Consider the following 11,902-nt stretch of genomic DNA (forward strand, 5'->3'; position numbering starts at 1 on the left):
GTCTACGCGCGCTGCGCTGAGCGCCCCTGGTTAGGGAATGTCGTTGAGGGTTTTCTCCACCGCGATGAGCCGAGTGTCGATTGTGTCGAGGCGCTCCATGAGCTTCTCGTTCACCGCGGTGTTCTGCGCGATCACCGCGTCGAGGTTCTTGTTGCGCCCCGCAAACGTCGTGGCGGAGGTCACAATGACCCACGCGAAGATTCCGGCGATCGCGATCCACGCGAACCAAGGAATGTGCTCCATCAGATTTCTCCAGACTCTGCGCTTTCGGCGCTTCGGGCGACGGCCGCGACGAGGGTCTCGGCGTCGATTGTGAGCGTGAACGGCAGCACCTCAAAGTACTTAAGGGCTTTGCCGTCCTCGCTGAGTTCGAGGCTCCCGGCGACGTATCCGGATTCCTCGAGTTTCGTCAGGTGCATATAGAGGAGCGCACGCGACATGCCCACCCTGCGGGCAAGCTCGCTGACGTGCAGCCTCTCCCCCGCGAGCATTGCAATGATGCGCATGCGCTGCGCGCTCGAAATGGCAGTGAGTTTGATGCTCAGCTCATCGGCCGACATCTCCGTAATTTCGCTCATCGCCACCTCCTTGTTTCACCTGTTAGAAGAAACTTACAGGTGCAAGGTGTACGTGTCAACCCGGACGGCATTCGCCGTAACTGTTGCTCTATCCAGCGGCACCTGGCTCGCTCAGGCGGGCGATGAGCTCGACCAAAAGGCGCTCAGTTACGGGCGCCGGGAGCGCCTGCATGAGCGCGAGAATCGGCGCCATCTGCTCGGGCAGAGCACCAGACTCTGAGGCGAGGCCCGCCCCCGAGAGCGCGGCCAGAGCCGATTCCGAATCGAGCGGGCGAGCACGCTCTGGGTCGCCGAGTCCCCCGAGCTGCTGCGCCACCGCTGCGGCACTTTCTGGCGATATCGGTGCGACACCCCTCACCTGGTCGGCCCCGGCAATGAGCGCGGCACCCAGATCCCCCACAACCGACTCCGTCACCGGGGTGACCGTTACGTGAGTCGTGTGCGGCAACCGTGACCCGTCCGGCTGCATCAGCCCCGGCTGGAGCTGCAGAAGCCATCCGCGGGCGCGAACTCGATCTGCCCAATGGTGGGGGTCGACCCTTCGAGCGGCTGGCACCGAGTCATCCGACGCGACGGCAAAGAGCGGGCCAACGGGATCACCGACAACCCTCAGACCGTCAACAGAATCGATGATGCCGCGTAGAGCATCCGTCGCCCTACGACTCTGCGCCGTGAGCGACGCCAGGCCCTCGACTCCCAACCGCTGAATGATCGCCCAGGCCGCCGCAAGCGACGCCGCCGACTTGGACCCGAGCATTGTCGAGTTGACCACGGGGTAACCCGGCCATCGCGTGGCGGCAAAGAATTGAGCTCGCTGTCGGTCTCGGCCCCGATGGAGAAGCACAGAAACACCCTTGGGTGCGTAGCCGTATTTATGCAGGTCTGCCGAGATGCTGGTGACGCCGACAACAGAGAAATCCCATTCCGGCACGTCGTCCCCCCACCAGGGCAGCACCCACCCTCCAATGCAAGCATCGACGTGGCACGAGATTCCTGCCTCGCGGGCAGCAGCGGCCACGGGAGCGACGGGATCGAAGCTCGCGTGAGGGTACGCGGGCGCGGAGACCACGACGAGAGCGACATCGGGGCCGAACCGTGCGACGAGGTGGGCCGGGTCGACACGGCCATCCTGCCCCACGGATACGAGGTCCAGGTCGAGACCGAAATAGTCCGCTGCCTTGTGAAATGCGGCGTGCACGGTGACGGGCGCAAGCAGGCGCGGCACACCAGTCCCTCCGGCAGCACGCCACAGATCCCGCGCGGTCTTGACCGCAAGCAAACAGCTTTCGGTGCCCCCTGAGGTCACGGTGCCGACTATTTCGGGGTCGTCGCCGTGCAGCATCCGTCGGGAGAACTCCACAATGTCGCGCTCCATGGCAGCGACGGAGGGGAATGTGGTGGGGTCGAGGCCATTGACGGGCTGCATGATGCGAATAGCCCGTGCGGCGAGTTCGTCGAGCTCTGCCAGCCCCGAGTCATAGACATAGGAGAGCACCCGCCCGCCATGAGTGGGGGCATCCATGTGCCTAAGGCTTTGCAGCCGATCGAGGATGCTCAGCGAACGCTCCGTCAGGATGTCGTCGTTCACGCGATCACCTCCCGAACGACCTCAATCTCGTTGTCGGTGTCGGACCGGCGCAATCGGTAACCGCGAAGCGTGACCAGACTCAGCACCATAAGCACGGCAGGCACCGCGCTGAAGCTGACGACGATGCCGACGAGCGCGGAATCAGGCTGAGATACTGCCTGCCCTGCGACGCTTTCGAGATAGCCGCTGAGCGCCAGGACAATGGTGAGTGTGGTCGCTCCGAGCGCCATTCCCGTCGTCTCCCCCGCCGTCCACACCCCGCTGAAGGTGCCGGCCTTGCCGGACCCCTTGGTTCTAGCGTCGTAGGAAATGACATCCGGCAACATCGCCATGGGCAACGACTGCATACCGGCATAGGCGGCCCCCGCAACGGCGACGGGCAGATAGACCCACCCCCCGGGTGCCCAGATGAGCGCGATCATGCTTGCCGCCGCGAGCGCGAACACCCCGCTCGCGATCACGAATGTGCGGTACTTGCCCAGGCGACGCGCAACGACGCCCCAGACGGGCGCCAGCAGCAGCGCCGGAGCGATGAGCGCAACGAAAAGCAGAGTCACGGCATCTTCGGACCGAAGGACCCACGTCGCCACGTACTGCGCACCGGCAAGCATGAGCCCCGTCGCCAACCCCTGGAGCATGAAGGTGGCGAGCAGCGCACGGAATGGCGCACTGCGGGCGAGCGTTGCCGCGCCGTCTCGATAAGCAATCCCGAGCGACCGGCGTTGCGCAACGAACGCAAACGAATGCGATTGTGGCGCAACCCTCGATGAGATCAGCATGCCAGCGCCGATCACGAGGCCGGCGACCGCCGCCATCACCAGGTAACCGACGCGGGCATCGTCGGCGAGTCCGCGCAGGATGGGGCCCCCAGCACCGAAGAGCAAAATGGCCAGGGTCAGCACGACGACCCTCCAGGTGAGCAGTCGCGTCCTATCGTCGTAGCCGGATGTCAACTCGGCCGGCAGCGCAATATAAGGCACCTGAAACAGGCTGAATGCCGTGGCGCACAACACAAACGCCAGAGTCACCCAGATTCCTGAGGCAACCGGGCCGAGCCCTGTGGGCACCGCGAAGGTGAGAAAGAAAAACACGGGAAGGGTGAGACCGCCGAGCATCATGAACCTGCGCCGCGAGCCGGTGCGCGCGAGGCTCGCATCGCTTGTGGCCCCGATGACGGGATCGATGATCACATCCCACACCTTGGCGAGGGTCACGATCAGGCCGGCGGCGAGCGCCGCGATGCCAAGGGTGTCGGTCAAGTAGTAGACGAGCACGAGTCCGGGCAGCGTGGCGAACCCTCCGGTGCCCAGCGAACCGACCGCGTATCGAGCGATAGTCGCCCTGCTGACATGCGTCGTTGCATCCATGACGCCTGAGCGTAGTGGGCCGCGACCGCGAGGGGAACGCCCATAGCTCACCGAGTGAGGGTCACACCGCTCTGTTGCTATAACCGGCGCGTCTGGCCCTCGCCACGGCATCGGGCAACACCGAGAGAAGAGCCTCAATGTCGGCGGCGGTCGAATCGTGTCCGAGCGTGAACCGCAGTGCTCCCCTAGCCTCGGCTTCGCTCAGGCCCATGCCCAGCAGTACGTGGGATGCCTCGGGGATTCCGGCCTGGCAGGCCGACCCCGTGCTCGCTGAGATACCTGCGGAATCGAGCATGAACAGAAGCGAATCTCCTGCGCAGCCGGGAAAGGTGAAGTGGGCGTTGTTGTCGAGACGATCACGGGGGTCGCCTCGCAGCACCGCGTCGGGCACGGCCGAGCGCACGCCCGCGATCAGCGCATCACGCAAGTGTGTGAGAGGAGCGGGAGGATGCTCGACGGCGGCGGCGAACGCCACAGCAGCGGGTGCATCCTGCGTGCCGGAGCGCACATTTCGCTGCTGCCCGCCTCCATGAAGCAGGGGCTCGACTACGGCCGTGCGGGCGAGGGTGAGGGCCCCCATGCCCAAAGGCCCGCCGACCTTGTGGGCGGAAACACTAATCGCGGCGGCACCGCTCTCGCGCAGAGAAACCGGCAGATGGCCGTATGCGGCCACGGCATCTACGTGGACTGGAACGCCGCGTTCGGCTGCCAGCGCCACGATCTCAGCGACTGGCTGCACCGTGCCCACCTCGTTGTTGGCCCAGAGCATGGTCAGAAGGGCAATATCGTCATGCTCCCGCAACGACTGCGCAACGGAGTCGATGGAGATGCGCCCCAGTTCATCGATTGGCAACCACTCGATGACGGCACCCTCATGAGCCACGAGCCACTCGGCGGCATCGATCGTCGCGTGGTGTTCGCCGCGGGGAACAAGGATGCGCTTGCGCGAGACGACTGACGTGTCGCGAGCCCAGAACAGCCCCTTGACGCCCAGGTTCACCGATTCTGTGCCACCGGAGGTCAACACGATCTCGATGGGGTCGCATCCGAGTGACCCGGCGATCACCTCGCGTGCTTCTTCGAGTATGCGTTTGGCTGACTGCCCGTGGGTGTGAATGGATGACGGATTGCCCACAAGATCGAGAGCCGCGATGAGGGCGGCGCGGGCGGCGGGGAGCATGGGCGTGGTCGCCGCATGGTCCAGGTAGACGGGCATAGGTTCTACTCTAGGACGATGATCTCCACCGATCCTTTGCGCGACCTTGGCGTGCGGGTGACGGGTGCCGGCGGCCACCTTCGGGTCTGGTCTGAGCACGCGACATCCATGGAATTGTGCATCTTTGATAACCGGGGCGACCGCGTTACCGCCACCGCCGAGATGAGCCGCGACGAGCACGGCGTCTGGTCGGTGACGCACCCCGACCTCGTGGGCGACACCCGGTACTCGGTGCGAGTGAGCGGCGAAAGCCCACGGTTCGACGCGTCTCGCCATCTGCTCGATCCCTACGCGCGCGGCTTCGACCGTGTGAGTGCCGGGCGATGGCGTTCATGTGTCGACGACGGCGGCTTCGACTGGAACGGCTCAACAAAACCAGCAACGCCCCTCGACCACACGGTCATCTATGAAGCGCACGCGAAAGGAATTTCGCGGCTCAACCCTGCGGTTCCCGAAGAATTCCGCGGCACCTATGCCGGGCTCGCGCACGAATCGGCCATCGAGCAGCTGCTCGATCTTGGTGTGACGGCGATCGAGCTTTTGCCCGTGCATCAGTCGGTGAGCGAAGAGCGGCTTCGACGGCTCGGCTTCATCAACTATTGGGGCTACAACACTCTCGGGTTCTTTGCCCCGCATCGCGACTATGCCACTGCAGCGGCCCGTGCGGCGGGGCCCGCCGCGGTGCTGCGCGAGTTCAAGGGAATGGTGAAGTTGCTGCACGAGGCGGGCCTTGAGGTCATCCTCGACGTCGTCTACAACCACACCTCCGAGCAGGGGCCGGAGGGTCCGACGACGAGCCTGCGGGGTATCGATGATGCTGCCTACTATCGCCAGAACGCCGAGGGCGAATACATCGACGTCACTGGCTGCGGCAACTCCCTCAACACGGCCCACCCGGCATCGCAACGCCTCGTGCTCGATTCGTTGCGGTACTGGGCGAACGACGTTCAAATCGACGGTTTCCGCTTCGACCTAGCCGCAACCCTGGGGCGCAACGAACGCCACGAATTCGACCCCGAGCATCCGCTGCTCACGGCCATTGTTAACGACCCCGAGCTTCAGGGCGTGAAGATGATCGCAGAACCGTGGGACATCGGCGCCGGCGGGTGGCAGACCGGCAACTTCCCTCCGGGCTGGATCGAGTGGAACGACGGCTACCGCGACAGGATGCGCGACTTCTGGCTCACCGACATTGCCGCCGAGCGCCGGGACGGCGTTGCGCTGCAGGGAATCGGGAGCATGGCACGGCGCTTCGCCGGCTCGGCCCATGTCTTCGCCGACGAGAGGGGTCCCCTCTCGAGCGTGAACTTCATCACCGCTCACGACGGGTTCACGCTGGCGGACCTCACGACCTACGACCACAAGCACAATGAGTCGAACCGGGAGGATAACCGCGACGGCACGGACGACAATCGATCGTTCAACCACGGCGTAGAGGGCCCGACCGACGACTTCGCCATCACCACGGCGCGGCGCAAGGCGATGCGCAACCTGTTGGGCACGTTGCTACTCTCCGCCGGCGTTCCGATGCTCACCGCTGGCGACGAGTTCGGCCGCTCCCAGCAGGGCAACAACAACGCCTACTGCCACGACGACGAGCTGAGCTGGCTGCCCTGGGAGCACGACGACTGGCAACGGGATCTGTTCGAGATTTCGAAGCGTCTGCTGCGCCTTCGCCGGGAGAACCCAGCGCTGCGACCTGTGCGCTTCGGCCGCTCAGACGAGACCGTACCTTCTGCGAGCCAGATGGACTGGTACAACGGCGCTGGCGAGACGATGTCGACAGAAGACTGGGATTCACCCGCCCAGCGCGTGCTGCAGTATGTGGCGGCGTCGACGCCCGAACACGAGGACTTCAATCGCATTCTGCTCGTCGTGCAGGGGCGCGAGGAGCCTGAGACGGTGACCCTGCCCCGCCACCCGGGAGTATCGTCCTACACGCTGCTGTGGGATTCGGCGCTCGACATTACCGGTCCCGACGTTCACGACCCCGGCACCCAGGTCACGATGGCTCCTACCTCGATGCAGCTCTTCAGGGCCGAGTAACGATGGCCTCAACGGGAACCCCCGCCACCGTCGCTCTCAGCGGAGCGGGCATCCGATTCATACCGCACGTGTATGCGCACGACCCGGCCGTGACGAACTTTGGCCTTGAGGCCGCCTCCGCCCTCGGGCTTGATCCCGACCGGGTCTTCAAGACCCTGCTCGCGGATGTCGATGGTCGCCTTGTCGTGGGAATCGTGCCGGTGACGTCAAAGCTCGACCTCAAGGCGTTGGCGGCGGCGGTCGGTGGCAAGAAAGCGGCGATGGCGGATGCTGCGGTCGCCGAACGCAAGACAGGCTACGTGGTCGGCGGCATCAGCCCGGTTGGGCAGAAGAACCGTCACACAACTGTCATCGACGAGACGGCGGAGCTGTTCGAAACGGTGTTCGTGAGCGGAGGCCGACGCGGCTTTGACATTGAGCTAGCCCCGGCAGATCTCATCGCGGTGACGTCAGCGCGCGTGGCTGATATCGCTCGCTGATTCGTCGGCCCCTTCAGCGTCGTCGACCGATTGAGCGTCCGCCTCGGCCTGAGCAGCATCTCGACGCTTACGCACGGCGGACGTTATCCCGCTTGCGAGCATGTATCCCGCATAGAGGAACAGCACGACGGCAATCGTGGGAATCAGCCACCCTCGAAGGTCACCATTGAGCAGGTTGTTGGCGTATCCGATCCACGGCACGGCATACCAAACCTTGCCCTTGATCTGCACGGGCTGCACGGGAAGGGCATCCGGTGCACCGTTCGCGTCGCCCTTTGTTATGAAGCTCACCTCGCCGTTGGTCGTCTTAGTGACCGACATCACGCGATGGGTGACGACCGCGTCTTTGCCCGACTCGATCTGATACGTGATCGCATCGCCGATGCGAATCTCCTGCGCATCAATCGGCCTTACGACGACCAGGGTTCCGGGAGGATACGTGGGCTCCATCGATCCCGTAAGCACGGTCATGGGCGTCGACCCCGTGGCAGCGGGAACAACAATGACCATGACGCCCACGAGGAGAACAAGGGCAAGAAGCGCTGCGCTCAGAGCGACGCCGACGTAATAGACCAACCCACGAGGCTTTTCGGCCGTGGCCATCGCAGCGCGTTTCTCGGTCATACCGCATTCTCCGGTTGTTCGTCAGTGCGTCGGCGCCGCCAGACGACGACTCCGAACACCATTGTGCCAACGATGAAGGCGCCCATCGGCAGGAGCACCCAATACTCCTCGAACAAGTGCCACGTGTTCGGGTCGATTCCCAGCCCTTCGGCGAGCCCCAAGACGGGGAGATCGGCGTCTCCTGGTACAAGGTCACCGCTGTGAGACGCGGGCGGGTCTGCCGGGTTCGTGACGGCGACGTTCCTGGTGGCATCGGGTGTCACGGCGATCGCAAGATTAGGAACGCCACAGATGGAGGGGGCAAGGCTGCCCGGCGTCATATCGCTGAGGGACACCCCGAGCGAAAGAGACGCGGTTGCGCCCTGCCCGCGCGAGCCATCGAGGTTGGCAAGGGCAGCTCCGAGGTCGACGCGTGTCACCCCTCCTGATGGAACGACCTGACCCTCCGAAATAGCCCAGCACGGGTCAGCGAGGGAGATCGGAGTTACTGCACCATTCGCTCCCCCAGCCGTCGCCACAACGGTCAGCGCATTAGCAAGGTCGAGATCCGAATACGTCACATCGGTGAGAACGATGCGAAGGAAGCCGGGCGTGCTGCTGGAGTTGCGAACGTAAAACGTCCCCTGCTGGCTATCGCCGGGAACCATTGATGCGATGTCGGTCAAGAGCGAGCCGGTCAGAGCCGAACTGTACGACACACCGTCACGGCTCACCTCGAGACCCCCGGGTGCCGCTGTTGCGGAAACGGCGGGGCCCGCCGCGACAGCTGCGCCGAGCACAAGAGCGGCGATGGCCTTCTTCACGGAGATCACAAGGCACCACACTCATAGGGGCTGGTCGAGCCATCCGTCGCGACCTTCGTGAGCACGCTCGTTCCGACCGTTGTCCACGAATTCACGCCCTTGATGTTCTGCATGATCGTGACGGTGTAGCTGCCCGGCGCGAGCGACGCCGCGTTGCTGTTGCTGACCTGGAACGACTGCCATCCGTTGAGAGTCGACCCGATCACTGTCGTGCCGATGTATGCCCTGTACTCAACTTCAGACCGGTACCCCGTGAGCGCTGGCCACGAGTATGTGACGGTCCAGTTTCCGGGCGTGCACGTCAAATCGGCAATCGGAGGATTGGGGTTCCCGACCATCGTCAGTGTAAACCGCTGCGCTGCTGATGCGGAGCAATTCGCCGTGTCCAAGGAACCTGAGTTCAGACAGCGGCTAGTACTTACGCTCTGCAACCGATAGGTGCCGTCTGTCTGCGGCTGGAGATTCCACCGAAACGCCGGGTCGTTCCCGCGGGGTTGCATGTCGACGTCATAGCTGTTGTTGGCGCCGCGGGCCCGCCAGCTGAGGTCCGTGGCTGGCCCGTCACTCGCCGAGCTGACGTAGTACGAAGATCCGGTACTGGCTGCAAACCGCCACTGGCCCCACGCAGCGCACAAGGTTGTCATGAGATTGCTCCCATCCAACGGCATCACGCAGTTGGCACTGCCGACAGGCTTGATCTCGTAGCGCGCATTCGGGTTGGGAACGGTCGTCGGGGCCGGAACAAACGCGGGCCCTGTCACGATGGTGGAACCATCGGCCGTGAAAGTGAACCTCTGAGCTGCAGAGGCAGAGCATGCCGTCTGGCTCAGCGCGGTGATCGCGCTAGTGCCGCTGCCGGTTACGGCACCTCGAGTGAGGCACATACCGCTTTTTTTATTGACGAGCTGGTAAACGCTGGCGGTAACCTGCTGAAGCTGCCAGCGTCCTTCGTCGGCGGCCGTGGAATTGATCGACACCGCTGCGCCGCTCGCATCGGAGCCGGCCGTCACAACGACGCTGCGACCACTCGAAAGCTGAGTGGAGATGCGGTAGTACGTGCCGTCGGCGGTGAGCTTCCAGCGTTGGTTGGTCTTGCCCGCTTCGCTGTTGGGCTTGCATGCGAAACCGATAACGGGCCGGCCGTTGGTATCCGTTGCAGACTCAACGTCGACACAGTTCGCGCCGGAAACATCGCTGATGCGATACCAGTTGGTGGTGCTGACGGCGCCAACCGGATAGATGCTCTGCGTCGTCTGCGTTGTAGTAGGCGCCGCCGCAGCTGTCCAGGCACTCGACCCGCTAAAAGACAGTGTTGCGGTTGCCTGCGGCGTGATGGTGAATGTGCCACTCGCCACGCCAAGCTGGCTGCGTTCTGCGGCGACCGAGCGCACGCAGTAGACAACGGATGCCGCAGGAGCGAGCGTGGTCGTGATGGCGGGGATGGTGGCCCAGGTTCCCTGAACCCCGCTTGCGGGTAAGGCCGTCGCGGTGCACGCTGCAGCAGACTGCGGCCACACCCAGACAGTGAACTTCGACGCCCACGTGGCATCGACTCCCGTGAATGCGGCGCTGAGCTGGGTACTCACCGGCATTGCGGTCGTCCGCGTCGTGGCGGTCGTGTTCGTCACCGTGACGGTGCCATTCGCCGTCGCAGAGTGATTCTGAAAACTAAAGTTTGCGAAGGTGCCACCGAATGCTGCCGTGACCGCAAGCTGAGCGCCCTTGACCGTGCTGGTAGCGGTAGCGCTGGCGTTCCACAGGGCGTACGTGACGCCAGCCCCGGATGCGACGAGCAACACAACAAGGGCCAGGATGCCGCCGCTGTGAATGAGGGTGCCGCGCAGGGGATTGCGGCGGGCAGCCGAGCGGCGAAGGAACGCGGGGATTCTCATGGGTAGACCGTCTTCTGAGTCGCGGTCATCGTGAGCGTGAATGGCACGGTAGCACCGTTGCTGACGTTGGAAGCGGTCGGGCTGAGCGTGACCTCGATGCAGACGACGGACGATGCGGTGGCCGTCCAGTTTCCCAGAGCAATGGGGGGTGCCTGGAGAGCGTTCGTGCTGCTGATGTCAGCGGCCCCACTCGGACATGCGCCCTTCGCAACCTCAACGGCGTAGTCGCTTGCGGCTGCGGCACTGGATGTCGCTGCGACCGTTACGTCTGCGGCGACCGTTCCTGTGTTCTTGACGGTGACTGTCTGCTGAACGCGGTCGCCGGGGAACATGGAGCCCCAGGCTGTCGCGTTGATCGGGGCTTCGGCGAGGTTGTTGATGGTGAGATTGAGGGATCCGGACGTCACAACTCCGGCAGAGACAGCAGCGGAGTCTGCCCAGAGCCCGTAGGTTCCCCCTGCGGCACAGACGGCGACGAGAGTCGCGCCAGCAGCCGCCGCGGTGATCGTGAGCATGCTTCGCACGGGCGCGCGCCCGGCCGGGGTGGACCGGCGAGGTTGCGGGGCTTGCATGGGCATGAGATCACCTCCTGGAGCGGGTTGGGGGGAAAAGCTATGGGGCTGCAGATCCTGCGAGGAATCGGTGGGCGCGGATATCGAGGTCCGCGCCCACCGAAGGGGTCTTAAGCGACCTGCTGGACCGAAACCTTGGCGGTGCCGAGGTTGAGCGTCTGGCCCTGACCCTTCTGGCCCTCGCCGGTTGCGTTGCCAACCGTGTCGGGGAACGTCACCGTGACCGTGACCGTGACGCTGTTGGCCCCTTGGTGCGCGTTGTAAACACCAGCCGTGTCTGCGGCGGTCGTGTTGCCGTTCTTCACGGCGACATCGGAGGTGACCATTGCGCCGTCGATGCCGCCCGCGGCGACAAGGTCAGCAATGTTGTTGCTTACGGTGTACTTGAGGCTGTCGCCGGTTGCGCTCAGGGTGAGGGTCTCGGTGTAGGTGATTGAGTCACCGGGAACGATCTTGAACGTGTTGACGTCGATGCCGTTGGTGGTGCCAGTTTTTACCCAAGCACCGGTTCCCTCAGCGATGTCGAGCGTTCCCGAGGTGATACTGCCCGCGTTGCCCAGCGAGGCCTCGTCGTTCCAGTACGCGAGCGTGCCCGCACCGCCGAGGAGGAGTGCGATGCCAGCAGCGCCGGCGATGGAACCCTTGATGAGCTTGTTCATGATGTTTCCTTTCGCGACATCGCGAAGGACGTCGGGTTAGTGGGCCCGACGAATTCACCGCGAACGCTCGCTAGAGCG

At 64.2% G+C, this 11,902-nt stretch carries 12 protein-coding genes; 2 read left to right on the forward strand and 10 right to left on the reverse strand.

Annotated features, from left to right (window positions below):
- Nucleotides 1-30: 30 nt before the first annotated feature.
- The 5 genes from C2138_RS08515 to C2138_RS08535 all read right to left on the reverse strand — a co-directional run bounded on the left by C2138_RS08515 (nt 31) and on the right by C2138_RS08535 (nt 4,749).
- A complete protein-coding gene (locus C2138_RS08515; RefSeq protein ID WP_108517066.1) occupies nt 31-243 on the reverse strand; it encodes a hypothetical protein in 213 nt (70 codons plus the stop codon).
- Nucleotides 243-578, reverse strand: a complete 336-nt coding sequence (locus tag C2138_RS08520) for an ArsR/SmtB family transcription factor (RefSeq protein WP_241961085.1) — start codon at nt 576-578, stop codon at nt 243-245. The genes C2138_RS08515 and C2138_RS08520 overlap by 1 nt, the downstream gene beginning before the upstream one ends.
- 88 nt (nt 579-666) lie before the next feature.
- Nucleotides 667-2,166, reverse strand: coding sequence for a pyridoxal phosphate-dependent decarboxylase family protein (locus C2138_RS08525; RefSeq protein ID WP_338418808.1), 1,500 nt, complete (start codon nt 2,164-2,166; stop codon nt 667-669).
- Nucleotides 2,163-3,533, reverse strand: coding sequence for an MFS transporter (locus C2138_RS08530; protein WP_108517068.1), 1,371 nt, complete (start codon nt 3,531-3,533; stop codon nt 2,163-2,165). The genes C2138_RS08525 and C2138_RS08530 overlap by 4 nt, the downstream gene beginning before the upstream one ends.
- A 61-nt stretch (nt 3,534-3,594) precedes the next feature.
- The gene (locus C2138_RS08535) at nt 3,595-4,749 is read right to left on the reverse strand and encodes a cysteine desulfurase family protein (RefSeq protein ID WP_108517070.1); all 1,155 of its coding nucleotides are present in this window, start codon (nt 4,747-4,749) and stop codon (nt 3,595-3,597) included.
- A gap of 18 nt (nt 4,750-4,767) precedes the next feature.
- Between C2138_RS08535 and glgX the strand changes: the two genes are divergently transcribed.
- On the forward strand, nt 4,768-6,795 hold the full coding sequence (glgX, locus tag C2138_RS08540) for a glycogen debranching protein GlgX (RefSeq protein ID WP_108517072.1): 2,028 nt from the start codon (nt 4,768-4,770) through the stop codon (nt 6,793-6,795).
- Between the two features lie 2 nt (nt 6,796-6,797).
- Nucleotides 6,798-7,274, forward strand: a complete 477-nt coding sequence (ybaK, locus tag C2138_RS08545; RefSeq protein ID WP_108517073.1) for a Cys-tRNA(Pro) deacylase — start codon at nt 6,798-6,800, stop codon at nt 7,272-7,274.
- On the opposite strand, the gene C2138_RS08550 is transcribed toward ybaK, so the two are convergent.
- The 5 genes from C2138_RS08550 to C2138_RS08570 form a co-directional block, all read right to left on the reverse strand.
- Entirely contained in the window at nt 7,245-7,898 is a 654-nt protein-coding gene (locus C2138_RS08550; RefSeq protein WP_199286521.1) for a signal peptidase I, read from the reverse strand. The two genes, ybaK and C2138_RS08550, sit on opposite strands and share 30 nt — an antisense overlap.
- Nucleotides 7,895-8,710, reverse strand: a complete 816-nt coding sequence (locus tag C2138_RS08555) for a hypothetical protein (protein ID WP_108517075.1) — start codon at nt 8,708-8,710, stop codon at nt 7,895-7,897. Before C2138_RS08555 ends, C2138_RS08550 begins: the two co-directional genes overlap by 4 nt.
- Nucleotides 8,707-10,593, reverse strand: a complete 1,887-nt coding sequence (locus C2138_RS08560; RefSeq protein WP_108517077.1) for an RICIN domain-containing protein — start codon at nt 10,591-10,593, stop codon at nt 8,707-8,709. The genes C2138_RS08555 and C2138_RS08560 overlap by 4 nt, the downstream gene beginning before the upstream one ends.
- Nucleotides 10,590-11,171 carry a TasA family protein gene (locus C2138_RS08565; RefSeq protein WP_108517079.1) on the reverse strand — a complete coding sequence of 194 codons (582 nt, stop codon included), beginning with the start codon at nt 11,169-11,171 and terminating at the stop codon, nt 10,590-10,592. Before C2138_RS08565 ends, C2138_RS08560 begins: the two co-directional genes overlap by 4 nt.
- A 104-nt stretch (nt 11,172-11,275) precedes the next feature.
- A complete protein-coding gene (locus C2138_RS08570) occupies nt 11,276-11,824 on the reverse strand; it encodes an alternate-type signal peptide domain-containing protein (RefSeq protein ID WP_108517081.1) in 549 nt (182 codons plus the stop codon).
- Nucleotides 11,825-11,902 lie beyond the last annotated feature (78 nt).

The organism is Salinibacterium hongtaonis, assembly GCF_003065485.1.
Lineage (GTDB): Bacteria > Actinomycetota > Actinomycetes > Actinomycetales > Microbacteriaceae > Homoserinimonas > Homoserinimonas hongtaonis.

What these genes read in the sequence shown, in the direction of transcription:
- C2138_RS08515 (WP_108517066.1), bottom strand. Translation starts at nt 243, where the DNA reads ATGGAGCACATTCCTTGGTTCGCGTGGATCGCGATCGCCGGAATCTTC.
- C2138_RS08520 (WP_241961085.1), bottom strand. Translation starts at nt 578, where the DNA reads ATGAGCGAAATTACGGAGATGTCGGCCGATGAGCTGAGCATCAAACTC.
- C2138_RS08530 (WP_108517068.1), bottom strand. Translation starts at nt 3,533, where the DNA reads ATGGATGCAACGACGCATGTCAGCAGGGCGACTATCGCTCGATACGCG.
- C2138_RS08535 (WP_108517070.1), bottom strand. Translation starts at nt 4,749, where the DNA reads ATGCCCGTCTACCTGGACCATGCGGCGACCACGCCCATGCTCCCCGCC.
- glgX (WP_108517072.1), top strand. Translation starts at nt 4,768, where the DNA reads ATGATCTCCACCGATCCTTTGCGCGACCTTGGCGTGCGGGTGACGGGT.
- ybaK (WP_108517073.1), top strand. Translation starts at nt 6,798, where the DNA reads ATGGCCTCAACGGGAACCCCCGCCACCGTCGCTCTCAGCGGAGCGGGC.
- C2138_RS08550 (WP_199286521.1), bottom strand. Translation starts at nt 7,898, where the DNA reads ATGACCGAGAAACGCGCTGCGATGGCCACGGCCGAAAAGCCTCGTGGG.
- C2138_RS08560 (WP_108517077.1), bottom strand. Translation starts at nt 10,593, where the DNA reads ATGAGAATCCCCGCGTTCCTTCGCCGCTCGGCTGCCCGCCGCAATCCC.
- C2138_RS08565 (WP_108517079.1), bottom strand. Translation starts at nt 11,171, where the DNA reads ATGCCCATGCAAGCCCCGCAACCTCGCCGGTCCACCCCGGCCGGGCGC.
- C2138_RS08570 (WP_108517081.1), bottom strand. Translation starts at nt 11,824, where the DNA reads ATGAACAAGCTCATCAAGGGTTCCATCGCCGGCGCTGCTGGCATCGCA.